This window comes from Pseudomonas sp. FW300-N2F2 (assembly GCF_017351655.1).
GTDB lineage: Bacteria > Pseudomonadota > Gammaproteobacteria > Pseudomonadales > Pseudomonadaceae > Aquipseudomonas > Aquipseudomonas fluorescens_AA.
Genome location: NZ_JACNDQ010000001.1, coordinates 1,750,705 through 1,776,161, shown reverse-complemented (window position 1 = coordinate 1,776,161; position 25,457 = coordinate 1,750,705). Strand labels below are relative to the sequence as shown.

At 63.2% G+C, this 25,457-nt stretch carries 20 protein-coding genes; 9 read left to right on the top strand and 11 right to left on the bottom strand.

The annotated features are described in order from the left end of the window. Window positions 1-81: 81 nt before the first annotated feature. The 7 genes from J4E63_RS08045 to J4E63_RS08015 form a co-directional block, all read right to left on the bottom strand. Window positions 82-1,611, bottom strand: a complete 1,530-nt coding sequence (locus J4E63_RS08045; RefSeq protein WP_207281597.1) for a DHA2 family efflux MFS transporter permease subunit — start codon at window positions 1,609-1,611, stop codon at window positions 82-84. A 193-nt stretch (window positions 1,612-1,804) separates the two neighbouring features. Continuing rightward, the gene (locus tag J4E63_RS08040; protein WP_192260054.1) at window positions 1,805-3,004 is read right to left on the bottom strand and encodes an efflux RND transporter periplasmic adaptor subunit; all 1,200 of its coding nucleotides are present in this window, start codon (window positions 3,002-3,004) and stop codon (window positions 1,805-1,807) included. A gap of 15 nt (window positions 3,005-3,019) precedes the next feature. Then, entirely contained in the window at window positions 3,020-4,489 is a 1,470-nt protein-coding gene (locus J4E63_RS08035) for an efflux transporter outer membrane subunit (protein ID WP_207281596.1), read from the bottom strand. Beyond that, window positions 4,486-4,959, bottom strand: coding sequence for a MarR family winged helix-turn-helix transcriptional regulator (locus tag J4E63_RS08030; RefSeq protein ID WP_207281595.1), 474 nt, complete (start codon window positions 4,957-4,959; stop codon window positions 4,486-4,488). Before J4E63_RS08030 ends, J4E63_RS08035 begins: the two co-directional genes overlap by 4 nt. A 164-nt stretch (window positions 4,960-5,123) precedes the next feature. Further along, window positions 5,124-8,810: a translocation/assembly module TamB domain-containing protein gene (locus J4E63_RS08025; protein ID WP_207281594.1), complete on the bottom strand. Its 3,687-nt coding sequence runs from the start codon at window positions 8,808-8,810 to the stop codon at window positions 5,124-5,126. Further along, the gene (locus tag J4E63_RS08020) at window positions 8,807-10,534 is read right to left on the bottom strand and encodes an autotransporter assembly complex family protein (RefSeq protein WP_207281593.1); all 1,728 of its coding nucleotides are present in this window, start codon (window positions 10,532-10,534) and stop codon (window positions 8,807-8,809) included. Before J4E63_RS08020 ends, J4E63_RS08025 begins: the two co-directional genes overlap by 4 nt. Before the next feature lie 65 nt (window positions 10,535-10,599). Then, the gene (locus J4E63_RS08015) at window positions 10,600-11,256 is read right to left on the bottom strand and encodes an N-acetyltransferase (RefSeq protein WP_207281592.1); all 657 of its coding nucleotides are present in this window, start codon (window positions 11,254-11,256) and stop codon (window positions 10,600-10,602) included. 176 nt (window positions 11,257-11,432) lie between these two features. On the opposite strand from J4E63_RS08015, the gene xthA reads away from it, so the two are divergent. The 3 genes from xthA (at window position 11,433) to J4E63_RS08000 (ending at window position 14,631) form a co-directional block, all read left to right on the top strand. Next, window positions 11,433-12,245, top strand: coding sequence for an exodeoxyribonuclease III (xthA, locus tag J4E63_RS08010; RefSeq protein ID WP_092255344.1), 813 nt, complete (start codon window positions 11,433-11,435; stop codon window positions 12,243-12,245). A gap of 196 nt (window positions 12,246-12,441) precedes the next feature. Then, window positions 12,442-13,776, top strand: a complete 1,335-nt coding sequence (locus tag J4E63_RS08005) for a substrate-binding domain-containing protein (RefSeq protein WP_207281591.1) — start codon at window positions 12,442-12,444, stop codon at window positions 13,774-13,776. Window positions 13,777-14,286: 510 nt separating this feature from the next. Continuing rightward, complete coding sequence (locus J4E63_RS08000) at window positions 14,287-14,631, top strand: DUF6124 family protein (RefSeq protein WP_207281590.1); 345 nt, start codon at window positions 14,287-14,289, stop codon at window positions 14,629-14,631. 120 nt (window positions 14,632-14,751) lie between these two features. Here J4E63_RS08000 and J4E63_RS07995 read toward each other — a convergent pair whose 3' ends face one another. Further along, window positions 14,752-15,990 carry a M20/M25/M40 family metallo-hydrolase gene (locus tag J4E63_RS07995; RefSeq protein WP_207281589.1) on the bottom strand — a complete coding sequence of 413 codons (1,239 nt, stop codon included), beginning with the start codon at window positions 15,988-15,990 and terminating at the stop codon, window positions 14,752-14,754. A gap of 85 nt (window positions 15,991-16,075) precedes the next feature. Then, a complete protein-coding gene (locus J4E63_RS07990; protein WP_207281588.1) occupies window positions 16,076-17,161 on the bottom strand; it encodes a diguanylate cyclase in 1,086 nt (361 codons plus the stop codon). A gap of 267 nt (window positions 17,162-17,428) precedes the next feature. Here J4E63_RS07990 and J4E63_RS07985 point away from each other — a divergent pair, with 267 nt between their 5' ends. From J4E63_RS07985 to J4E63_RS07960, 6 genes are all read left to right on the top strand, one after another. Next, complete coding sequence (locus J4E63_RS07985; RefSeq protein ID WP_207281587.1) at window positions 17,429-18,358, top strand: alpha/beta fold hydrolase; 930 nt, start codon at window positions 17,429-17,431, stop codon at window positions 18,356-18,358. Window positions 18,359-18,508: 150 nt separating this feature from the next. Then, on the top strand, window positions 18,509-20,008 hold the full coding sequence (gene glcD, locus J4E63_RS07980; RefSeq protein WP_207281586.1) for a glycolate oxidase subunit GlcD: 1,500 nt from the start codon (window positions 18,509-18,511) through the stop codon (window positions 20,006-20,008). Further along, window positions 20,008-21,066, top strand: a complete 1,059-nt coding sequence (glcE, locus tag J4E63_RS07975; protein WP_207281585.1) for a glycolate oxidase subunit GlcE — start codon at window positions 20,008-20,010, stop codon at window positions 21,064-21,066. The genes glcD and glcE overlap by 1 nt, the downstream gene beginning before the upstream one ends. Window positions 21,067-21,068: 2 nt before the next feature. Further along, window positions 21,069-22,289 carry a glycolate oxidase subunit GlcF gene (gene glcF / locus J4E63_RS07970; protein WP_207281584.1) on the top strand — a complete coding sequence of 407 codons (1,221 nt, stop codon included), beginning with the start codon at window positions 21,069-21,071 and terminating at the stop codon, window positions 22,287-22,289. A gap of 88 nt (window positions 22,290-22,377) precedes the next feature. Beyond that, window positions 22,378-23,754, top strand: a complete 1,377-nt coding sequence (locus J4E63_RS07965; RefSeq protein WP_207281583.1) for a VOC family protein — start codon at window positions 22,378-22,380, stop codon at window positions 23,752-23,754. A 300-nt stretch (window positions 23,755-24,054) separates the two neighbouring features. Then, complete coding sequence (locus tag J4E63_RS07960) at window positions 24,055-24,573, top strand: Hcp family type VI secretion system effector (protein WP_092327385.1); 519 nt, start codon at window positions 24,055-24,057, stop codon at window positions 24,571-24,573. A 401-nt stretch (window positions 24,574-24,974) separates the two neighbouring features. Here the strand turns inward: J4E63_RS07960 and J4E63_RS07955 are convergent, their stop codons facing one another. Continuing rightward, window positions 24,975-25,148: a hypothetical protein gene (locus tag J4E63_RS07955; protein WP_177431725.1), complete on the bottom strand. Its 174-nt coding sequence runs from the start codon at window positions 25,146-25,148 to the stop codon at window positions 24,975-24,977. Window positions 25,149-25,174: 26 nt separating this feature from the next. Next, window positions 25,175-25,417 carry a hypothetical protein gene (locus J4E63_RS07950; RefSeq protein WP_207281582.1) on the bottom strand — a complete coding sequence of 81 codons (243 nt, stop codon included), beginning with the start codon at window positions 25,415-25,417 and terminating at the stop codon, window positions 25,175-25,177. Between the last annotated feature and the right edge of the window lie 40 nt (window positions 25,418-25,457).

Below are 25,457 nucleotides of genomic sequence, written 5' to 3'. Positions count from 1 at the left end.
TTTCAGTCGACATAAAAGTTGACTGTCATGCCGCCATCGCGAGCAAGCTCGCTCCCACATTGAATTGCATTGACCTTTGGATCAATGCCCCGCCGCAGCCGGCCCCGCCTTCGCCGCAAACGGCGGTTTGGCCAGCCACACCAGCACGATCAACCCCATGAATGCCCAACCCAGCAGCGTGAAGTAATCCACGGTGGAGAGCATGTACGCCTGGCTGTTGAGAACCTGCTCAAGCCGGGCGTAGGCCGGTGCACTCGCGCCGCCAAGCTGGTTGAGCGCCTCGCGGGTGGCCGGCTCGAAAGTGCTGATGCTTTCGCTCAGGTAGGCGTGATGCTGGTCGGCCCGGCGGATCCAGATCCAGGTGGTCAACGATGCGGCAAAGCTGCCGCCCAGGGTCCGCAGAAACGTCGCCAGCCCCGCGCCGTCGGCAATCTGGTGCGGCGGCAGATCCGACATCAGGATGCTCAGGGTCGGCATGAAGAACAGCGCCACGCCGATGCCCATGAACAACTGCACCAAGGCAATGTGCTGGAAATCCACCTCGTTGGTGAACCCGGCGCGCATGAAGCAGCTCAGGCCGATGGCCAGGAACGCCAGCCCCGCCAGCAAGCGCAGGTCGAACTTGTGGGCGTACTTGCCGACGAAGGGCGACATCAACACCGGCAGGATACCGATGGGTGCCACGGCCAATCCGGCCCAGGTCGCGGTGTAGCCCATCTGGGTCTGCAACCACTGCGGCAGGATCAGGTTGATGCCGAAGAACCCGGCGTAACCGCCCACCAACACAATGGTGCCGATGCGGAAGTTGCGATAGGCGAACAGTCGGAGGTTGACCACCGGGTGACGGTCGGTCATTTCCCAGATCACGAACACCGCCAGGGCAATGACTGAAATCAGCGCGCCAATGACGATGAAGTTCGATTCGAACCAGTCCAGGTCGTTGCCCTTGTCGAGAATCACCTGGAGCGCGCCAACACCGATGATCAGTGTGATCAATCCCACGTAGTCCATCGGCTGATGGCTGGTGACCACCGGCCGCGCCTTGAGCTGCTGGCGCACCACCATCGCCGCGAAGACGCCGATGGGCACATTGATGAAGAAGATCCACGGCCAGCTGTAGCTGTCGGTGATCCAGCCGCCGAGGATCGGTCCGGCAATCGGCGCCACCACCGTGACCATCGCCAGCAACGCCAGGGCCATGCCCCGCCTGGCCGGCGGGTAGACGGCGATCAGCAAGGTCTGGGTCATCGGGTACAACGGCCCGGCCACCAGCCCCTGGAGTACCCGAAAGCCAATCAGCTCCGGCATCGAGGTGGAAATGCCACACAAGAATGAAGCGAGCACGAACAGCATCGTCGCCCACAAAAACAGCTTCACCTCGCCAAACCGACGGCTGAGCCAGCCGGTGAGCGGCAGGGCGATGGCGTTGCTCACCGCGAACGAGGTGATCACCCAGGTGCCCTGCTCCGAGCTGACGCCCAGGTTGCCGGAAATGGTCGGCAAGGCGACGTTGGCGATGGTGGTGTCGAGCACCTGCATGAACGTCGCCAGCGACAGCCCGATGGTGCTGAGCAACAGGCTGGGCGGCGTGAAGGACGCGTTATTGCTCATTGCGAAATCCTATGAAGCGAAGAGAGTCAATCGCGGGCAAGCCTTGCTCCCACTGGATCCAGAGTTGCCTGAACTCAGTGGGTAGGACACAAAACCTGTGGGAGCCGAGCTTGCTCGCGATGAGGCCCTTGCAGTCAATATCTCTGTAGCCGGTCATACCGCTATCGCGAGCAAGCTCGGCTCCCACAACTGATCAGCGCTGCGCGGTTTTGCTCGCCGCGGAACTGTTGTCGTGGATCAGGCGGGTGATCATCGCGTCGGCCTCGGCCAACTGCCGGTCATAGACCTGGGTACTGAACGAGGCTTTCTGCGGTGGCTGTTGGGCCAACACCGGGCCGCTCTGGTCATGCAGGTTGACGCTGACCTGGGTCGACAGGCCGACTCGCAGCGGATGCTTGGCCAGTTCTTCGGCGTTGACATGAATGCGCACCGGCACCCGCTGGACGATCTTGATCCAGTTACCGGTGGCGTTCTGCGCCGGCAGCAAGGCAAACGCGCTGCCGGTCCCGGCGCCCAGGCTGTCGATGGTGCCGCTGAACTTCACATCGCTGCCGTACAGGTCGGCTTCGATGTCCACCGGCTGGCCGATGCGCATGTCGCGCAGTTGGGTTTCCTTGAAGTTGGCGTCGATCCACAGCTGATCCAGCGGAATCACCGCCATCAACGCCGTGCCCGGCTGCACCCGTTGGCCCAGTTGCACGGTGCGCTTGGCCACGTAGCCGGTGACCGGCGCGATCAAGGTGCTGCGGGCGTTGGTCAGGAAGGCCTGGCGCAATTGCGCGGCGGCAGCTTGCACGTCGGGATGGGACGACACCACGGTATCGTCCACCAAGGCGCTGGTGGTCTTGAGCTGTTGCCGGGCATTGGCCAGGGCGTTCTGCGCCGAGGTCAGGTCATCCCGGGCGTGGGACAGTTCCTCCTGGGAAATCGCTCCGCCGGCCGCCAGGTTCTTGCGTCGGCTGTAGTTTTCCTGGGCCTTCTGCACTTCGGCCTCTTGGGCATTGACCTGCGCCCGCATGCCATCGACGTTGCTGTACAAGCCACGCACCTGGCGCACGGTCCGGGCCAGGTTGGCCTGGGCACTTTGCAACCCGACTTCGGCGTCGTTCGGGTCGAACTGCACCAGCACCTGGCCTTCACGCACCAGGTCGCCGTCATCGGCACCGATGCTCACCACCGTGCCGGTAACCAGCGGTGTGATCTCCACCACGTTGCCGTTCACATAGGCATCGTCGGTGCTTTCGCTCCAGCGGCCATACAGTTCATGCCAGCCCCACACACCCAGGCCCGCGAGAATGACGATCAGCGCCAGTGCCAGCAGCATCACCTTGCGCTTGCGTGGGTTGCCGCTGTCTTGTGTATTTTCGGATTGAGTCGTTTCGGCAGTCGCCATGACAAGTACCTCGAATCAGTGGATCGGCGTGGCAGGGGTCGGCGTGGCCGCCGCCAGGGTCTGGGCTTCGAAACCACCGCCCAGGGCCTGCATCAGTTGGATCGACAAATCGATCTGCTCGGCATTCAGGTTCGCCAGTTGGCGCTGGGCCTGGAGCAATTGCTGCTCGATGCTCAGCACGTCCAGGTAATTACCGATGCCCGAGCCGTAGCGCTGGACCACGGTGTCGTAAGAGTTCTGTGCGATGTCGGTGGCATGTTGCTGGGCACCGATCTGGCGAGCGATGTCGCGCAACTGGTTGATGGTGTCACTGACATCGCCAAGGGCCGTGACCAGGCTCTTGTTGTACTGCGCCACCGCCAGGTCGTAATCGGCGTCCCGGGCATCCAGGTCCGCCCGCAGGCGGCCACCGTCGAAGATCGGCAACGACACGGTGGGCGCCACGTTGAAGAAGCGGCTGGCCGAACCGAACATCGCATCGCCGAGCAATGACTGCACCCCCGCCGCCGCGCTCAGGTTGAGGTTGGGGTAGAAGTTGGTCTTGCCGGCCTCGATGTTCTTGCTGGCCGCCTCGACCCGCCAGCGCGCCGCGACCAGGTCCGGACGACGGCCCAGCAACTCGGCCGGCAGGTTCGACGGCAAGGCGACCGCGCTGGCTTGCAGCACGTTGGGCCGGGCGATTTCATTGCCGCGATCCGGGCCCTTGCCCAGTAACACCGCCAGGGCGATCTTGGCGCTTTGCAGGCGTTTTTCTGCGTCGATCAAGGTCGCATCGGCGCTGGCTTCCAGGCTTTCGGTCTGCTGGAACTGGTACTCGCTGTCGATCCCGGCGCTGAGACGGCGCTTGCCCAGGTCGAGCATCTGCCGGGTGCGCTTGAGGTCTTCGGCGGCCAGGTCATGAATGATGTGGGCCTGGCCCAGGTCGCTGTAGGCCCGGGCCACGTCGGCGGCCAGGGTCAGTTGCGCGGCCTGGCGATCGATCTCGGCGGCGCGGGCCTGGCCCAGGGCGGCTTCCCAGGCGGCACGCTGGCCACCCCAGAGGTCGAAGTTGTAGTTGAAGTCCACACTCAGCGAACGCAGGGTGCTGTATGCCCCGCCCTGCCCTTGCGGATCCTGGTCACGGGCCAGACGCGAACGGCTGACGCTGCCACTGGCATCCAGGGTCGGCATGCGCGCCGCGTTGGCGGCATAGGCCGCGGCACTGGCCTGGTGGACCCGGGCGCTGGCGACCTGCATGTCCGGGCTGTCGCGCAGGGCTTCACGAATCAGGCCGTCGAGCTGCGGATCACCGAGGTTTTTCCACCAGTCGTTTTTCGGCCACGCGGCCGGCGACAGCGTGACCCCGGTCAGGGACTGTCCAGCCTGGAGGCTCTTGGCCTCGAGGCTGACGCCTTCGGTCTTCAGGCCGCTGTAGCTGGCACAACCGGCGAGGCTCATGGCCAACAGCACCAGGCTCAAGCGGGTACGCAAGGTTTGACGTTTCATTTCTCCCCCAATCGCAACACGGTGATGGGATCACCGGCAGCGAGCAGTATTTTCTTGAGGATGTTTTCGAGGGTTTGCAGCTCCTCGCGGCTGATGGCGCCGGCCAACTGGTTCATGGCGTCGGCACCAATGAACGGCAGGCGATCAGCGAGGGCCTGGCCGGCTTCGGTCAGTACCAATTGCACCTGGCGCCGGTCCTCTGCCGAGCGCTGGCGGACCAGGAAACCTTTCTGCTCCAGGCGATCGAGCATCCGCGTCATCGAGCCGCTGTCCAGGGACAGGTAGCGACACAGCTCGACCGGTGTGTCGATGCCGTGCTGGGCCATGATGATCAACACCTTGAACTGTGCGGCGGTAATGCCGACGGGCTCCATGTGGGTGTCGATGATCCGGTCCTTGAGCAGCGCGGCGCGGCCGAGCAGCATGCCGAGGTGGCAATTGTGAAATTCGTCTGGGGTGAAATGCTTCATCTGAGCACCGTTTGCTGCCTAGGCAGTGAATGTATGTCGAGATATTACTGCTTAGGCAGCAAATGTCAAACAAATAGTTAGCTTGCTACTCACCAGCAGACAAAATGCAGACATCCCTGTGGGAGCGAGCTTGCTCGCTCCCACAGGGGTTTGGGGGAAGGGGGTTAGAAATCGCGCTTGTAGAAGATATCCAGCGAACTGGCGACGCCGCTGGCGGCTTCGAGGTACACCTTCTTGCTGAGCTTGTAGCGCAGGGCGATGGTGTTGGCCGGTTCGAACACGCCGACGCCGTAGCGCAGGCTGAGTTTTTCCGAGAGGTTGCCGCTGGCGACCACGCTGGTGGTGTTGCCGCTGCCTTGGGTGTCGAGCTGGAAGTCATCGATGCCCAGGTTATTGGCCAGGCTGCTGGTCACGCCCGAGCTGCCCATCAGCCCCAGGCCCAGCGCCGCCTGGGCGAGCATGTTGTTGTCCTCGCCCGTGGTGCTCAGCGGCCGGCCCAGTACCAGGTAGGACAACGCCTGCTCCTGGCTCATGGCCGGCTCCGAGAAGATTTGCGTGGTCGGTTGCTCGGCGCTGCCGCTCAAGCGGATGCCGGCGATCACATCGTCGGTCTGGCGAATCGCTTCGATGTCCAGGTAGGGCTGGTCGATGGGCCCGGCGAACAGCAGCCGGGCCCGGCGCACCGTCAGTCGTTGCCCGTAGGCCCGATAGCGGCCGTCGTTGAGCCACAGTTCACCGCGGGTGTCCATGTTGTCGCCGATGTGCACCTGCCCCTGGACGTTGGCCGTCAGGCCGAACCCCGAGAACGCGAGTTTGTCCTGGCCGACGATCACGTCGATGTCCATCGCCATGGCTATCGGCGCCTTGCCCTCCTCGGTCTGGTGGCCGACGATCACCGTGTCATCCGACACCTTGACGGTGGACGGTGGCAGTTCGCGGACGGTGATCTCGCCTTTGGGCACCAGGACCTTGCCGGCAATGGAAAGCTGCTCGCCCTGCATCGTGATGTTCAGGTCCGGGGCGACATCGAGCACCGCGTACGGTTCGACGGTGACCGGCAGTTGCGAGCCCTTGAGCGCCAGGTTCAGGGTCAGGGCTTCGCCCCAGCCGATGTTCCCGGTCAGGCTGCCCTGCCCGCGCTTGCCGCTTTTCCAGGCACCGTCGAGCCGTACCGTTTCACCGGCAATCATCGCCCGCACCTGCAGGGCTTCGAGGCTGATCGGCAGTTCCGGGCCGGAGACTTCGCCGTCGCTGAGCACCAGGTTGCCGTTGACCTGGGGTGCGAGCAAACCACCCGACAACGTCCCGCTGCCGTTCAGGTGACCGGTGAGGGTTTCCACCATCGGCACGAACGGCCGGGCCACGGACAAGTCCAGGCCGGTCAGGCGAAACGAACCGCTCAAGGGCTTGCTGGCCGGCAGCGGATTGATTTGCGCCTGGAGCACCAGCTCGCCGAGCTTGGCGCCGACGAAATTCAGGTCGGTGTCAATGCGCTTGGGGGTCAGGCGGCTATTGAGCGTCAAGGTCTGGTAGGGGAAGTCCAGCCATTGCGCCTTGTCCCCGGCCTTGTCACGGATGCGCAACGTACCGCCACTGGCGTCCACCAGGATCCGGCCATTCGGGCCGCTCGCCGGCAGGTCCAGTTGCAGGTCCGCATTGAGCCGGCCCTGCCAGGCAAAATCCTTGGGCATCCACTGGGCCAGGCTGTCGATGGGGAATTGCTTGAGGTGATAGCGCAGCTTCGGCTCCGGCATCAGCCGCTGGTCTTCACCGCACAGACTGGCCTCACCGGAACGCCAGCAATGAGCGCCGACGTTAAACGTGCCATCAGTCAGGCGCTCCAGTTTCGCCGGGGCTTGCAGGCGCCAAGCTTGACCGCCGGCCTGCACCTCGCCGCTGGCCAGGCGTCCGCGCCAATTGCCCTGGTCGAGGGCGCCGTCGAGCGCCAGGGTCGTGTCGAGTTGCGGCCCTTGCAACTCCAGGTTGAGTGTTTGCCGTTTGATGTCGCCCTGTCCGCTGACGGTCAGCGCGCCCAGGGACGTTTCGCCGGCGCGGATGCCGCTGGCCTTGAGGTCGAGCTTGCCGCGCTGGGCGCTGTCGAGGGTCGCGTCCAGGTTCAGGCTTTGCAGGCGATTGTCCTGCAACGCCAATTGCGTGCCTAGCAGACCAAGCTTGCCTTGGGGCGCCTTGAGCGTGCCGGCGACATCGACCCGGCCAACGACCTGGCCGCGCAATTGCGGCCAGAGCTGGGCAAGACGGGCGAGCTTGATGTCGATCTGGCCGGTGAGTTTCTGTTGCAGGCTGCCGGTGCCATTGATGCGGTTATCCCCCAGGCGGATGTCCAGCGCGCTGAGGTTCCACTGCTCGCCGGCACCACTGGCCTTGGCCTGGAACAGCGCCGGTTGGCCGCGCAGCTTGCCCTTGAGATCCAGGTCCGCGTCGAGCTCGAGGCGGTCGTTCTTCATCGCGCCTTTGCTGCGCAACGGCCCGGCCAGGGTCCCGGGCAGCTCGCCGAGCCAATACGCCGGGTTGATGGCCGACAGTTGCAGCGCCGTGTCCCAGGCAATGCCGTCGGCAAATTGCAGGCTCAGGTGTCCTTCGGCCTTGCCCTGCCCCGCGGCGAGCTTGAGTTGCGGCAGATGGATTTGCGTCAGGTTGCCGCTGAACGGGCTGTCCAGGCTGAACGCCCCGGCGGGGCCGTCCAGCGCGGCCTGGAAATTGCCCAGGTAGTTGCCATCGGTGTACGAGACTTCGCCATTGAAGCTGCGCAACGTCACTTGCGGCTCGTCGATCAGCGGATACAGGCGATGCCAGGGGAAATCCAGCCAGGCGACTTTCGCCTCGGCGCTCAAGCCGTCGCGCCAGTCCACTTGCCCGCTGAGTTTCAGGCTTTGCTGATTGCCGGCGTCCAGATCCAGGCCGGCGATCCGTGCGCCATTGGCGTCCACGGTGCCTTGCAGCAGCAATGCCACTGGTCCTTTTTCGGCGGGCAACGTCGCCTTGCCAAGCAATTGATAGCCTTTTTTCAGATCGCCTTCGCCGGTCAATTCCAACTGATTGAGCAACAGCGTGTCCGGCAGCTCGGCGCTGGCCCTGAAACCGTCGGCGGTGATGCGCACCTTGGCGGGCAGGTTGTCCGCCAGCGGTTGCAGCTCACCGGTCAACTGGCCTTGCAGGTAGCCGCTACTGTCGGCCTTGAGGTTGAGGGTCTTGAGCAGGTTGCCGTCGACTTTCAGGTCCAGGGCCCAGGGCGTGGCACCCGGTGCTGGCAGGGTCAACCGGCCTTCGGCATTCAACGGCCAGTCGCCGCCGGGCTTGAGCAAGCCGGACAGCTTCAGGCCCAGCTCGTCGCGCTGCAACTGCACCGAGTCGATCTGCAGGCCCTCGGCGGTCCAGTGGGCAACCAATTGCAGGCCCTTGAGTTGCTCGCTGCCGTTGAACGACAGGCTGCCGACTTGCACATCGCCCAATTCGATCGCGAGCGGCAAGTCCAGGTCCGGCAAGCTGATCGGGCCGCTGCTCGGCTCATCCGTCGAGGCGGGCAACTGCAAGGCGATCTGGTCGGCCTTGAGCTGTTCGATGCACAGGGTCATGCGCGCCAGGCACAACGGCGACCAGGCGAATATCACTCGATCCAACGCCACCCGACTGTCGCCCTGCTGCCACAGCAGGTGATCGGCGCTCCACTGCCCGCCCAGCCGGCCCTGGAAATTCTCCACGGCCAGCCCCGGCACCAGGCCGAGGGCCCAGCGGCTGCCAAATGCCGTGCCCAGCACCGCGCTCAAGGCCAGCACGACCGCCAGCAGCCCCCCGGCGAGGGCCAGCAGCGTTATCTTCACACCACGCTTCACAGCTCAGGCCCCATGGAAAAGTGCAATCGAATACCGCCTTCATCGTCCATCGCATGGGCCAGGTCGAGGCGGATCGGCCCCACCGGCGACACCCAGCGCACGCCGACCCCCACGCCGGTCTTCAGGCTCGGCAGCTCAAGGCTGTTGAAGGAGTTGCCCTGGTCGATGAACGTCGCCACTCGCCATTTTTCCGCGATGGAATACTGATACTCGAGGCTGCCGGCGACCATATAGCGACCACCGATACGGTCGCCCTCGGAGTTTTCCGGCGACAGGCTCTGGTAGTCGTAACCCCGCACGCTCTGGTCGCCACCGGCGAAAAAGCGCAGGGACGGTGGAATGGATTTGTAGCCATTGGTGGCGCTGCCGCCGATTTGCGCCCGCGCCAGCAAGCGATGCTTGTCGAACACCGTGGTCAGGCCCTTGACCATGGCGGTGCCGTATACAAGGTTATTGTCCGAACCCAGCCCTTCCTTGGCGACCTTGGTGTCGAACTGCAAACGGTAGCCGTTGTGCGGGTCGATGCGGTTGTCGCTGCGCAGATAGGAATAGCTCACGCCCGGCATCAACAGCGTGCTCAGGCCCGCATCGTCGCCGAGGCGGTATTCCTCGCGCTGCCACTTGAGCGACACCACCCGCTGCCAGCCGCTGGGCAACTTGCTGTGCCATTCCGGGCCCACGGTGAGCAGTTTGCTGAGGCTGTCGGTACCGGCCAGTTCTTCATATTGATAACCGCCGGCGTAGCGCATCTTGTCGGTCAGCGGCGGGTCCAGCGGCACGTCGTACCACAGGCCGACGTTTTGCCGGGGCGCCGACACTTCCGCTTCCCAGCCATAGCTGTGGCCCTGGGGGTTGACCCAGTGGCGCGTCCAGTTGGCTTTGGCCCGGGGGCCAACATCGGTGGAAAAGCCCAGGCCAAGGCCCATGGTGCGCGGCTTGCGCGTATCGAGCTTGACCGCCACCGGAATGACATTGTTGGTGGCGGCGGTGGGGGCCGCATCCACCCGAACGCCTTCGAAATAGCCGCTCGATTGCAAGGCCTGGTTGAGTTCGGCAATCAGCTCGGAGTCGTACGCCGTACCGGCCTTGAACGGCACCATGCGTTGCAGCAGGTCTTCGTCGAACGGCGTGTCGCCCTCGAAGCTCACCGGGCCCAAGGCATAGCGCGGACCGCTGTCGTAGACCAGTTCGATGTCGGCGATGCCCGCCTGGGGGTCCACCAGGAGTTTCTGCTGGGTGAAACGACCGCTGAAATAACCGTAGCGCGAGGCCTGGTTCTGGATCACCCGCTTGGCGTCTTCATAGCGACCATGGTTGAGTACCGCGCCGGGCTTCAGCGCGGCATTGCCGGGCACGCGAAAAGCCTTGAGCGAAGCCGCCGGCCCATCGATGCGCACGGTGACGTTGCGCAGGTGCACCGGCTCGCCGGGGTCGATGGTCAGCACCAGCCGTGGATCCTTGCCGCCCTTGACCTCGCTGTCGATCTGCGGCTGGTAGTAGCCCAGCGCCTGGGCGGCCTTGCGCGCCTGTTCCTCGGCGCCGCGACTGAAGCGCAGCAAGGCTTCCTCGTCACGGTCCCCCACGCCACCGATGTAACCTTCGACGTTGGCCTTGAGTTCATCATTGGACGGCTGGACGCGTACTTCCAATTCACTGTTTGCCAGTGCCGCGCAGCTGAAGGACAGCAAGAGCGCGCCACGGGTCATTCTTCCTGGGAGATTCATGGCGCGGATGCTATCACGAGCGTAGGTGCTTGATAGAGCCGGACATTTCCTAAAAGTTCGCCCGACTATGCCGTTGCGCTTTGCAGAATCTGCGGGTTGGCGTGGAAGAACACATGCTCGCGGATCGGTCCTACCGCGACTTCACCGATTTCCTCGTATCCCTGGCGTTTATAGAACTCAAGGTAGCGCGGGTTTCCGGTGTCCAGCACCACCCCTTGGGAATGCTCGTCCACCGCACACCAGTTATGGACCGCCTCGAGCAACTGCTCGCCGAAATGCTTGCCCTGGAACTGTGGGTGCACCCCCAGCAGCGGCAATACATGGACTGCATCCGACGGCAGGCAGGCCAGCACCGCCGCGTGGTACTCCAGATAGCGCCGGGTGCAGCGAAAACCGGTGCTCAAGACCATGCGCAGGCGCCAGGCCCAGCTTTCGGTGATGCCCAGGCGCCGCTGCGGCGGGGCGATCAGGGCGATGCCAATCAGGCGGTCGTTGACCAGCAGGCCGATGGCTGGCAGGTCCTGGAGAAAATGCTGCTTGACCAGCTCGCGCACCGTGGCCCGTACCCGCTGTTCATAACCAGGACGCTCGGATTCGAACAGGTAGCTGAAGGTAGGCTCATGGCGATAGGCCTGGTACAGCAACGAACGGGCTTCACGGGAATAACCACTGTCGAGCATATGGACGTCAGCGATGGCGGTGGCGGTGGCGGTTTCAGGCATGGTGTTGGATCTCCTGGGGCGAGGCTCGATGAGGCCCTGCTCTTATGAGTACGAACCCGATGGGGTCGTGATCGTTCCTACATGCAAAGGACATTAGCAGCGCATTTGTCCTACTGCCACGCTGGCTCCCTTCCCACATGTCAGCTAGCATCGCAGTTTTGCCAGGACAGCCGACCATGAAGATCGTCTCCTTCAACATCAACGGGCTGCGCGCCCGCCCCCATCAGCTGGCGGCGCTGATCGAGAAGCACCAGCCGGATGTGATCGGGCTGCAGGAAACCAAGGTTCACGACGAACAATTCCCCCTGGCCGAGGTGCAGGCCCTGGGTTACCACGTGCATTACCACGGGCAAAAAGGCCACTACGGCGTCGCCCTGCTCTCCCGCCAGGCGCCACTGAGCCTGTACAAAGGCTTCGAAAGTGACGACGAGGACGCCCAGCGGCGCTTCATCTGGGGCACCTTCGCCGATGCCAACGGCGTACCGGTGACCATCATGAACGGTTACTTCCCCCAGGGTGAAAGCCGTGACCACCCGACCAAGTTCCCGGCCAAGGAGCGTTTCTACAACGATTTGCAGCAACTGCTGGAAAGCCGCTTCAGCAACGACCAGCCGGTGGTGGTGATGGGCGACGTGAACATCTCCCCGGAAGACTGCGACATCGGCATCGGCCCGGACAACATGAAGCGCTGGCTGAAAACCGGCAAATGCAGTTTCCTGCCGGAAGAGCGCGAATGGATGGCCCGCCTGAAGAACTGGGGCCTGGTGGACAGCTTCCGCCACCTGAACCCGGACGTCACCGACCGTTTCAGTTGGTTCGACTACCGCAGCCGCGGTTTCGAGGACGAGCCCAAGCGCGGCCTGCGCATCGACCTGATCCTCACCTCCCACGGCCTGCTGCCGCGGGTCAAGGACGCTGGCGTGGACTATGAGCTGCGGGGCATGGAAAAACCGTCGGACCATGCGCCGATCTGGTTGCAGTTGAGCTGATTGCGTCCCCCCCTGTGGGAGCGAGCTTGCTCGCGATAGCGATCCAGCTGTCACATTTGATCTTGAATGTGCCGCCGCCATCGCGAGCAAGCTCGCTCCCACATTGGATTTCGGTGCTCCGTCGCACCCCTGTCACCTTTCAGTAACCTGACTGACTTAATCTTCCGGCACTTCCTCGGGTTCAGAAGGTGCCGGCATGCGGCTGTGTGTTGTGGTTTTCATGGGCCTCTGGCTGCCGTTCGTAGCATGGGCCGGCAATTTGCCCATTCCCGAACAAGGCCCTGCCTTGCGCCTCCAGGGCTCCAATACCATCGGTGCGGCGCTGGGGCCGGCCCTGGTCAGAGGCTTGATGGAAGATCAGGGCCTGCTCAGGGTCAGCAGCGAAATCACCGGGCGCGACAACGAGCAACGCATCGTCGGCCTGACCGCCGATGGCCGGCGGGTGGAAGTCGACATCGCGGCCCACGGCTCCAGCACCGGTTTCACCGCCCTCAAGCAGGCCAGCGCCGACCTGGCGGCCTCTTCCCGGCCAATCAAGGACAGTGAACTGAAGGAATTGTCGTCCCTCGGCGACCTGAAAAGTCCTGCCGCCGAGCAGGTCATCGCCATTGATGGCCTGGCGATCATCCTTCATTCCTCCAACCCGCTACGCCAACTCGATACCGTGCAACTGGCGCGGATATTCAGCGGCGAGGCAAAAACCTGGGAGTCCGTCGGCGGAACCGGCGGGCCGATTCATTTGTATGCCCGGGATGAACAGTCCGGCACCTACGACACCTTCAAGGAACTGGTCCTCAGCCGACAGGGGAAACGGCTGGATCCTGCCGCGCGGCGCTTCGAGTCGAGCGAACAGTTGTCCGACGCGGTCAGCCAGGACCCGCAAGGCATCGGCTTCATCGGTTTGCCCTACGTGCGCCAGGCCAAGGCACTGGCCATTGTCGACGGTGCCTCCCAACCCATGCTGCCGCTCAACCACTTGATCGCCACCGAAGACTACCCACTCTCCCGGCGCCTGTTCTTCTATTTGCCCCCCTGGGGCACCAACCCGTGGGCCGAGGCATTGGTGGCGTTTACCCAAAGCGACAAAGGCCAGGCCATCGTCGCGGCGAACGGGTTTATCGCCCAGACCGTCCAGGCCATGGCCGTCACGCCGAATGCACTGATGCCCGAGGGTTACCAGGCCCTGAGCCGCCACGCCCAACGCTTGACCGTGAATTTCCGCTTCGAAGAAGGCAGCGCCAGCCTGGACAACAAGGCCCACCAGGACCTGAGCCGCGTGCTCGACTATATACAGCAGCACGGCAAAGCCGACCGACGCGTGACCCTGGTAGGTTTTGGCGACGCCAAGGATGACCCGGCGCGGGCCGACCTGCTGTCCAAACTGCGAGCCATGGCGGTGCGCCGTGAACTGGTCAAATACGGCGTGGCGTTGCGGGAAGTACGCGGGTTCGGCGCCTTGATGCCGGTGGCGGCCAATAGCGGGGATGAAGGGCGGGTTCGGAATCGACGGGTGGAGGTCTGGGTGTACTAGAACGACGCCATCAAAAAGCGCACCCGCTTTTGTGGCGAGGGAGCTTGCTCCCGCTGGGTAGCGCAGCCGCCCCAAAACCGGTTGGCGCGGTTTTCCAGCCACACCGCGCCAGCCGGTTTTACGACTGCTGCGCAGCCGAGCGGGAGCAAGCTCCCTCGCCACAAAAGCTCAGCGTTTATCGCGCTGGCTTCGGCGTAGGACCAAGCTCCGTCGCCTTGCGCCATTGCCTACAACTACGCCAGAATCAGCCGGCTTGTACGCCTTGAGGCCAGGTTTTATCGTTTCCGGGTCGCTGACGAATCAGCGATCGGGTTTGGTAGCCCGGTTTCCTGGCGCACGTGCATCCTGATGCAAGGGGCTTCTACGTCCTCTGTTTTATGGTGGTCATGCGCAGGGCGTTCTCGGACGCGCCGGGTTGCCAGGTAACCGGTCTACCAACCTTCGTATGGCCACCACCCTTCGTTTGGTAGCGAGAGTGATGGCTCCAATTTCTTATCTGGAGTTTCATCTATGTTCAAACCAACACCCAACCCGCCGGACACCGATCCAGCCAACTCAAAAGCGTTCGACAAAGCCGCCGACCGCGCCCTCGACTACTACCTCAAGCCCAAGACCACCAAAGCCGAGGCTGATCCCGGCCAACTCTTCACTGTCATCAACGGTGTCGACACCGAATCCCTGCTCGCCAACCTCAGCGAAACCCTGGCCTCGGCCAACGCCATGCTCAGCGACCTGGCCTTCGACCTGGAAGGCTCAAGGCGCCACATTGCCCTGGGCATCCAGCAATTGATCGAATTGAGTGGACAACTGGCAAACCGCGCGCTGGACAACGTCGAAGCGCGTCCGTCGACATAGCGCATTTCCCTGTGGGAGCGAGCTTGCTCGCGAAGGCGGTTTGTCAGCCAACACTTGATCGACAGACAGATCGCTTTCGCGAGCAAGGTTTCGAGGCGTTCGAGGTTACGGCATGGTGCGTTACCGCCCCGCCAACTCCATGATCATCCGCGACAACAGGTAAATCCGCGGCACCACGCTCTCGACTTCCGCATATTCCTCCGGCGTATGAATGTTGCCGCCGACGATGCCAAAGCCATCCAGCGTCGGCGTGCCGACACCCGCCGAGAGGCTGGCATCCGCCGCGCCGCCGCTGCCTTCCTCGGTGAGTTTGCGCCCCAGTTCGCCATAGATGCCTTGGGCCATGGCCATCAACCGGTCCGACTCCGCCGTCTGGGGCATCGGTGGCAGACCGCGCTTGAGGCTGGTGGTGACCTCGGTGTCGGCGATCAACTTGTCCTGCGAGACCCGGGCCAGGTCTTTTTCGATGCGGTCGAATTCTTCCGGCACCGCCGCCCGCACATCAGCCTTGGCGCTCGCCTGGTCGGGAATCACGTTGGTCCGGTCGCCAGCGTTGATCACCGTGAAGTTGATGGTGGTTTTCTTTTCCGCGTCGCCGAGCTTGCCCAGTTGCAAGATCTGGTGCGCGGCTTCCATCGCCGCATTGCGCCCCAGTTCCGGCGCGACGCCGGCGTGGGACGCTTTGCCCTTGACCTCCACCAGCGCCGTGGCACTGCCCTTGCGCCATACCACCAGGCCGTCGGCCGGGCGACCCGGTTCGAGGTTGAGGGTCACGTCATGGGCCTTGGCGGTTTTCTTGATCAGGTCGGTGGCGGCGTCCGAGCCGGTTTCTTCGCTGGCGTCGAGCAGGAAAGTAATCTGCGCATAGTTCTTGAAGTCCAGGTTCTTGAGCACCTTCAAGGCGTAGATCCCCGCGACGATACCGCCCTTGTCGTCCATCACTCCCGGCCCGTAGGCGCGGCCATCCTTGATATGGAACGGGCGTTCGGCGGCCGAGCCCTCCTTGAACACCGTGTCCATGTGGGCCATCAGCAGGATTTTCGCTTTACCGGTGCCCTTGAGGGTCGCCAGGATGTGCTGGGTACCGTCCGAGTTCGGCACCTTCTCAATGGTCGCGCCCAACTTTTTCAGTTCGTCGATGGCAATGTCGCCGACCTGGGTCAGCCCCGGCACATACCCGGAGCCGGAGTCGATATTCACCAGGCGCTCCAGCAACTTCAGGGCCTCGCCCTTGTACTGCTGCGCATCGCTCAGGATTTGTTGATGGGGTTGCGCCAAGGCCATGGGGGTGAAGGCGCCAAGGGCCAGGCTCAGGCCGAGGCTGACGGCCAGACGGGAGCGAACAGCGGTTATCGTCATGATTTCATCCTTGTTCCGTATCGAGAGAGTGCCATGGGCACCCTACCCGACAATGAACCAAGGCTCCAGGCAGCAAGAGGCCATCTCAGACAGAAACGGTCGACGCTTCCAACACCGGTCGATGGCGGTGGCAAATGACTCGGTTGCGCCCGCTGGTCTTGGCTTCGTACAGCGCCTGGTCTGCATCGTCGAGCCAGAGGGTCGCGTCGGCATAAGCCGGGTTGAAGACCGCGACGCCAATACTCAGGCTCACTTTCAGCGCCGGGTCCCGCTCGTAGCTGAGGGTCGCGAAGCGCTCGCGCAAACCGTCCATGGCCTGCACCGCGTTGTGTTGGGTCAGGTCCGGCAGAATCACGCCAAACTCGTCGCCCCCATAACGCCCGACAATGTCGGCGGAGCGCAGGTTCTGCCTGAGCAGCTTGCCGAGCTGACGCAGCACGATATCGCCAGCCCCATGGCCGTAGGTGTCATTGATGATCTTGAAATGGTCGATGTCGATCAGTGCAATCGCGCCACGGGGCGGCCCGTCCGCTGGTTGGCGCACGCAACGCTGGAACTCCTCGTTGAGGCGATCTTTCCAGGCGCCATGGTTCAGCAACCCGGTCAGGCTGTCGGTACGACTCAGGGCCAGCAATTCAGATTTTTGCCGGCCCAGGGTGTAGGCCTGGCGAAAGCAGATCCAGCCCAGCGCCATCGGGTACAGGCACAGCAGCGGCAGACACGCGTAGATCTGCGCCGGGCTGGTCATGGGCACGCTGCTCAGCGGGAAGATGACCGTGCCCACGGCGATGCCTGCCACCTGAGCCATCACCCCAACGAGCAGGAAACGCAGGCCACCGATGGCGACGTTGTTCATCGCCATCATCGCCAGCGTGACGGCCGTGGGCAGCGGGTTGAATTGCATCGCCACGACCCAGAAGCCGCCGAGAAAAGCATCGATCAACAGATTGCGGTGTTCGGCGTGGTAAGGCACCGCGCTGCGGCGGGCCCACCAATAAGACAGGTGCGGCCAGAGCAGGCCGTTGAACAGCATGAAGCCCCAGACCCAGGGTGCCGGATCGAGGGGATAAAGCGCGGCGCTGACCAGCAACAACCCCAGCGTCAGGCCCAGGGCGCGCGATACATAGAGCCTCCTGGCCAACGTCAGTCCCTTTTTTCCCGGTTTTTGCATGGACGCCTCTGCACCGCGGGTTCCCGAGTCATCGGGATGGGGTTGCCTGGAGTCTATCAGGGCGGCATCAAATAGCCACCACTGATGCAGGGGTATTTATTCACATTCAAATGCGAGACTCTGCTGGGATCTTGGCTATATATGACAAGGAAATCCGTAAGCCTTCCGAAAGGAGGCCCCTGGGTAACGATGTTGCGGGTTTAAGCTTCACTTATCACCGACTGATCCGTTTGATCACATTCTGTCGCAGCCCATGGAGGGCAAAACATGCTGGTGTTGTTGGTAGTTCTTGCTGTACTTATCGCCTGGAGCTGGTTGACGTATCCCGGCATCGGCCATGTGATCTACGACATGAGCATGGCCTTGGAGGCACGCCTTTACCGGTTACGCAAAATCACCGTGCCCATCAGCGAGATGACCGTGTCGACCTGGCAGGGCGGGCCTTATGAAGCGTCCGCCAGCATCCTGATGCTGCACGGCTACAGCGGCGACAAGAACCTCTGGCTGCGTGTTGCCCGGCATTTTGTCGGTGATTACCGGGTGGTGATCCCTGACCTCCCCGGCCATGGCGAAACCGGCTTCAAGGCCGGCGGCGGCTACGACATCCCGACCCAGGCCCGGCGGATCATCGAGTTGCTCGACGCCTGCGGCCTGGACAAGGTCCATGTGATCGGCAATTCCATGGGGGGCCATCTCGCCGCGTGGCTGGCGGCCACTTCGCCTGACCGCGTGCTGACCCTGGCGCTGCTCAATCCGGCCGGCGTCACCTCCCCCCAGCCCAGCGACATGGACCGCCAACTGGCCGCCGGTCGTAACCCGTCCCTGGTGCATTCGCAGGAGGAGTTCATGCCGTTCTATGCAATGACCATGGCCTCGCCGCCCTGGGTACCGGGCATGGTGATGGCGGCCGTGGCCGAGCGTTATGTACAACACCGCGAAGAACTGGCGGAGATCTACGCCGACTTTCGCGCCAGCCCGTCGATGGAGCCCCACCTGACCGACATTCGCGCCCCTTCGCTGTTGCTCTGGGGCCGCCAGGACCGGGTGATCGATGTCAGCAGCGTGCCGGTGTGGAGCAAGGGCATCGCGGACTTGCGCGTGGAAATCTGGGACGGGATCGGCCACCTGCCCATGATCGAACAACCGGGAAAAACCGCTGCGCTGTACCGTGGCTTTCTCAAGGGTTTGGGCCAGTGACAGCGATGCGTAAAACAACATGAACCCCATGTGGGAGCGAGCTTGCTCGCGATAGCGGCGACACATGCAACACTGATGCAAGCTGACCCACCGCCATCGCGAGCAAACTCGTTCCACAAGGATTCGTGGCGACTGAGGGGTATCGACTCCATGAACATCCTCTACGACGAACACCTCGACGGCCCTTTGCCGAAGGTGGACAAACAGGCCCTGCTGCAAGCCTTCCAGGCACAGATTCCAGACCTGGACATCCTGCACCGGGAGGAAGACCTCAAGCCCTACGAGTGCGATGGCTTGTCGGCCTATCGCACCACGCCCATGCTGGTGGTCTTGCCCAGGCGGGTCGAGCAGGTGCAAGCGCTGCTCAAGCTCTGCCATGAACAGAACGTCCCGGTGGTCGCCAGGGGCGCCGGGACCGGTCTGTCCGGCGGTGCCCTGCCCCTGGCCAGTGGCGTGTTGCTGGTGATGGCGCGGTTCAACCAGATCCTGCACATCGACCCCGACGCCCGTACCGCACGGCTTCAGCCGGGTGTGCGCAACCTGGCGATCTCCCAGGCAGCGGCGCCGTTCGGGCTGTATTACGCGCCGGACCCTTCGTCCCAGATCGCCTGTTCCATTGGTGGCAATGTCGCGGAAAATGCCGGCGGCGTGCACTGCCTCAAGTACGGTCTGACGGTGCACAACCTGTTGAAGCTGGAAATCCTCACCGTCGAAGGCGAACGCCTGACCCTGGGCAGCGAATCCCTGGATTCGCCGGGCCTGGACCTGCTGGCGCTGTTCACCGGCTCCGAAGGCTTGCTCGGGGTGATCACCGAAGTGACGGTCAAGCTGTTGCCCCGGCCCCAGGTCGCCAAGGTGCTGCTGGCCAGTTTCGATTCGGTGGACAAGGCCGGGCGGGCGGTGGCCGACATCATCGCCGCCGGCATCATTCCCGGCGGCCTGGAAATGATGGACAACCTGGCGATCCGCGCCGCCGAGGATTTCATCCACGCTGGCTATCCGGTGGACGCCGAAGCGATCCTGCTGTGCGAACTGGACGGGGTCGAGGCCGATGTCCATGACGACTGCGAACGGGTCCGTCAGGTGTTGGAGCAGGCCGGGGCCACCGAGGTGCGCCAGGCGCGGGACGAGGCCGAGCGGCTGCGGTTCTGGGCCGGGCGCAAGAACGCCTTCCCGGCGGTGGGGCGCCTGGCGCCGGATTATTACTGCATGGACGGCACCATCCCCCGACGCGCCCTGCCCGAGGTGCTGCAACGCATCGCCAGCCTGGGCGCCGAGTATGGCCTGCGGGTCGCCAATGTGTTTCATGCCGGCGACGGCAACATGCACCCACTGATCCTGTTCGATGCCAACCAGCCCGGCGAACTGGAGCGCGCCGAAACCCTGGGAGGGAAAATCCTCGAACTGTGTGTCCAGGTGGGCGGCAGCATCACCGGCGAGCACGGGGTTGGCCGGGAAAAGATCAATCAGATGTGCACGCAGTTCAACAGCGACGAACTGAACCTGTTCCACGCGGTAAAAGCGGCGTTCGATCCTCAGGGCCTGCTCAACCCCGGCAAGAACATCCCGACCCTGCAGCGCTGCGCCGAGTTCGGTGCCATGCACATCCATGGCGGGCAGTTGCCGTTTCCCGAACTGGAGCGTTTCTGATGAGCCGCGAAGCCGACCAGGACGCCAGCGACCTGTTGCTCGAACAGGTCAGTCGCGCACGGGCCAACGCCACGCCGTTGCGCATCCAGGGTTCGAACAGCAAGGCGTTCCTGGGGCGGGAAGTGGCCGGCGAAGTACTGGACACCCGCGTGCACCGTGGCATCGTCCATTACGACCCCACCGAGCTGGTCATCACGGCGCGGGCCGGCACCCCGCTGCGGGAACTGCTCGCTGCCCTGGAGGCCGCCGGGCAACGCCTGCCCTGCGAACCGCCGGCGTTCGGCGACGACGCCACGGTCGGCGGCATGGTCGCCGCCGGGCTGTCGGGACCGCGTCGCCCCTGGGCGGGTTCGGTGCGCGACTTCGTCCTGGGTACGCGCCTGATCAGCGGCCACGGCACCGTGCTGCGTTTCGGCGGCGAGGTGATGAAGAATGTCGCCGGCTATGATCTCTCGCGCCTGCTGGCCGGCAGTTTCGGTTGCCTGGGGGTGATCACCGAAGTGTCCTTGAAGGTCCTGCCCAAGCCCCGTCACAGCCTGAGCATCCGCCTGGAACTGGGCAGCGCCGAAGCCTTGGAGACACTCGCCGAATGGGGCCGCCAGCCCCTGCCCATCAGCGCCGCCAGCCATGACGGCGACTGCCTGCACCTGCGCCTGGAGGGGGGCGAAGGCTCGGTCAGTGCCGCTCATCAACGTTTTGGTGGCGAGGTGATCGACGATCGATACTGGACGGCACTGAATGAACATCGGTTGGCATTTTTCGACGAAGGCTTGCCGCTGTGGCGCCTGTCATTGCCCAACCATACCGGCCCCCTCACCCTGCCCGGCGCTCAACTGATCGATTGGGGGGGCGCGCAACGCTGGTTGAAAACCGAGGCCGGCACGGTGCAAGCCCTGGCCCATGAAGTGGGCGGCCATGCCACCTGCTATCGCCAGGGTGCCAGCGACACACCGTTCCAGCCACTGGCCCCGGCGCTGCTGCGCTATCACCGGCAACTCAAGGCCCAGCTCGACCCCCAGGGACTGTTCAACCCTGGTCGAATGTACCCGGAGTTCTAGCTATGCAGACTCGATTCAGTGAGGAAAGCAAAAACCTGCCCCGGGCCGAAGAAGCCGAACGGATCCTGCGCAGTTGCGTGCATTGCGGCTTCTGCAATGCCACCTGCCCCACCTACCAATTGCTCGGCGATGAACTGGACGGCCCACGAGGCCGGATCTACCTGATCAAGCAAGTGCTCGAAGGCCAGCCGGCGACAGCCAGCACCCAGTTGCACCTGGATCGCTGCCTGTCGTGTCGTAACTGCGAGACCACCTGCCCGTCCGGCGTGGATTACCACAACCTGCTGGATATCGGCCGGGCGGTGGTCGACCAAGCCGTGCCGCGCCCCGCCAGCCAACGCGCACTGCGCCTGGGGTTGCGCAGCCTGGCCGTCAGTCCCGAACGGTTCAAGGCCCTGCTGCGCCTCGGCGCGGTCTTCCGTCCGTTGCTGCCGACAAACCTGAGCGCCAAGTTGCCCCAACCCGCCCCCTCCCACAGCGACCGCCCACCGCTGCGCCACGGGCGGAGGGTGTTGATGCTCGAAGGCTGCGTGCAACCAGGCCTGTCGCCCAACACCAACACCTCGGCAGCGCGAGTGCTGGATCGACTCGGCATCAGCGTGGTCCCTTGTGCGCAGGCCGGCTGCTGCGGTGCGCTGGATTATCACCTCGATGCCCAGGCCACCGGACTGGACCGCGCCCGACAGAACATCGACGCCTGGTGGCCGCACATGGAGAACGGCGCCGAAGCCATCGTCCAGACCGCCAGCGGTTGCGGCGCCTTCATCAAGGACTACGGGCACCTGCTGGAGCATGACCCTGCCTATGCCGCCAAGGCCAAGCAGGTAAGCGAACGAGCGCTGGACCTAGTGCAAGTGCTCGGCAACGAACCGCTGGAACAGATCTGCGCGGCCAGGAACCAGCGCATCGCCGTCCATTGCCCGTGCACCTTGCAGCATGCGCAGAAACTCGGCGGCAGCATCGAAGCGCTGTTGACGCGGCTGGGTTTCAACCTCACCGAGGTGCCCGACGGCCATTTGTGTTGCGGTTCGGCCGGCACCTATTCGCTGACCCAGCCGGCCTTGGCGCGGCAGTTGCGCGACAACCGCCTCAATGCCCTGGAAAGCGGTCAGCCGGAGATGATTGTCACGGCCAACGTCGGCTGCCAGAACCACCTCGACGGCGCCGGTCGCACGCCCGTGCGGCACTGGATCGAGCTGGTGGATCAGTCCCTGGCAGAATGAAGTCCTGAAGATTCTTCGTTTGCCGGGGCCGGCGAAGGCTGCGATCTTTCGTTCAACTTTCCCACAGCCCTCGCCAGGAACTCTCACGATGAGCTTCGTCAGCCCCGACCTGATCCGCCAACGCTTCTCCAGAGCGATGTCCGACATGTACCGCGACGAGGTGCCCCTGTATGGCGCCCTGATGAAGCTGGTGGAACACACCAACGCCCAGGTACTGAGCGAACAACCGCAGTTGGCCGCACACCTGCGCAGCACTGGCGAACTCGAGCGCCTGGACCTGGAACGCCACGGCGCGATCCGTGTCGGCACCGCCGCCGAGCTGGCGACCCTGGGGCGACTGTTCGCGGTCATGGGCATGCAGCCGGTGGGCTACTACGACCTCACGCCGGCCGGGGTGCCGGTGCATTCCACAGCGTTTCGCGCCGTGCATGAAAGCGCGTTGCAGGTGAGCCCGTTCCGAGTGTTTACCTCGCTGCTGCGATTGGAACTGGTCGAGAATTCCGAACTGCGGGCCTTTGCCGAGTCGGTGTTGGCCAAACGGCAGATCTTCACCCCCGCCGCCCTGGAGCTCATTGACCTGGCCGAGCGCCAGGGTGGCCTGACGCAAGCCCAGGCCGAGGACTTCGTCCTGCAGGCCCTGGAAACCTTCCGCTGGCACCACAGCGCCACCGTCACCGCCGAACAGTACCGGCAACTGAGCGCCCAGCATCGCCTGATCGCCGACGTGGTGGCGTTCAAGGGCCCGCACATCAATCACCTGACGCCGCGCACCCTGGACATCGACATCGTCCAGGCGCGGATGCCCGTGCATGGCATTACTCCCAAGGCCGTGATCGAAGGCCCACCCCGTCGCCAATGTCCAATCCTGTTGCGCCAGACCAGTTTCAAGGCACTCGACGAACCCGTCGCCTTCACCGACCAGCCACAGGCCCAAGGCAGCCACAGCGCCCGCTTCGGCGAAATCGAACAACGCGGCGCCGCGCTCACGCCCAAGGGCCGCGCGCTCTACGACCAATTGCTGAACGCCGCACGCGAGGCGCTGGGGGCGTTTCCCAACGAAGCCAACGCCGAACGCTACAACGCGTTGATGGCCGAACACTTTGTCGCATTCCCGGACAACCACGATGAACTGCGCCAACAGGCATTGGCGTATTTCCGTTACTTCCCGACGCCCAAGGGCCTCGCCGCCAAGGGCGACCTCGAACCAGCCGCGTCCCTGGAACACTTGCTCGAACAGCAGTACCTGCGCGCCGAGCCCTTGGTGTACGAAGACTTCCTGCCGGTCAGCGCCGCCGGAATCTTCCAGTCGAACCTCGGCGATGCCGCCCAGAGCCATTACGCCGGGCAGTCCAATCGCCAGGCCTTCGAAGCGGCGCTGGGGCGAGCGACCATCGATGAGCTGGGGCTGTACGCCCAGACGCAACAGCGTTCCATTGATGAGTGCAGGGCTGCGTTGGGCGTGTAGGAACAGGCCGAAGGATAAAACGGCAAGAAGTTGCCTGACAGGCGTGCAGCGCGGCGCGCCTTCCTCGGTGGTTCTGCCCGGGTAGAGCGACGTCCGGGTGGGCCGTTAATATCTGCAATGCATCGGGCAAGCGTTTGTGCGCTTTGATGCCCAACTGAAGGGATTAGCCGCCCCAGATAAAATCAACTTATTGATATGTATAGATTTTTTTTAATCTGGCATAGCGCTTGATAACCGTCAGGCCACCTCGGGGCGATGTCCGTCCCAGGCCCTATCGTTATCCAGGAAGGAGAACATTCCTTGGCTATCCCCGCGTACATGTCCGTTACAGGCACCAAACAAGGTCTGATCACTGCCGGTGCGTTTACCGCCGACTCAGTGGGCAACACCTACCAAGAGGGTCACGAAGACCAGGTCATGGTGCAGGCTTTCGAGCACCAGGTGACCATCCCTCGCGATCCTCAGTCCGGTCAGCCAACCGGCCAGCGCATACACAAACCCCTGATCATCACCAAGGTATTCGACAAGGCTTCGCCACTGATGCTCGCTGCCCTGACAAGCGGCGAGCGCCTGACCGAAGTCAAGATCCAGTGGTACCGCACTTCGGCCGCCGGCACCCAGGAGCACTACTACACCACCACATTGGAGGACGCGATCATCGTCGATATCAAGGACTACATGCCCAACTGCCAGGACCCGGAGAACACCCACTTCACCCATCTGGAAGACGTGTACTTCACGTATCGCAAGATCACCTGGACCCATGAAGTCAGCGGTACCTCGGGTTCCGATGACTGGCGTGCACCGGCCGCCGGTTGAAATCGGAGGCAGCCGTTCATGCATCGGCCAACGCTGTGGGTCGATGTGCACTCTAATAATTGACAGTTATTGATTCAGGACGGTGTTCGCCCAGTGCGACGGCCTCGGCAATCCATGCACTGGTAAAGAGCCTGACACTGGGCGAACAGGCACAATAATAATGGAACTTTCAGAATATGTCCGCGAGGCTGTTTAAATAATTGTTCATCTTTGTTGAAGCTGCGCACGACTGAACATGACTCATATGCTCGTACAGTTACATTTGCGGACCGGAACCCGGACCCGTGACGAGGGAGCAGTTCCTTCGCCAGCATTACAAACAGTTATACAAAACATGGACAAGTACAGAAAGTTACCCACACAAGAAAATTAAACAGTCATTAAAAAACTCTTTTTAAACTTCAACCACGCCGTCCGGTTTTTTGCGCATCGGTGTCCCCTGTTTCAGGGTCACCCTGTTGCTGTTTTCGCTTGGCCGGATCATTGGGTCGCAAGGCATCGTTATCGCGCTCCACTTCGCCGGGCAATGCGGGTGCGTCCGGGTTGGATGGGGTTCGATCGGGGTTGTGCTTCATGGCGAACTCCTTGGATCTTTCGGGATTCAAGCATCGGGGTCGGCGACTTCTTCAGCGACATTGGCATCCGGCGAGCGCCGGTGCAGTTGCTCGGCCTGGGTCTTCAAATCCTGCCAGCGCGCCAGGTCGATGACGCCCCGGCCGAACAGGTCATTGGCCACCCGCATCAGCTCGGTGAAGTGGGCGTCGGGGGACTGCTGCCAATAGGCCTTGTCGTCGAACAACTGCTGCCAGTCGGCCAGCGACGGAAGTTTGAGGTCATCGCTCATGACGGGCTCCTGCGAGACGTTCATCAGTTATGAGGGGCGA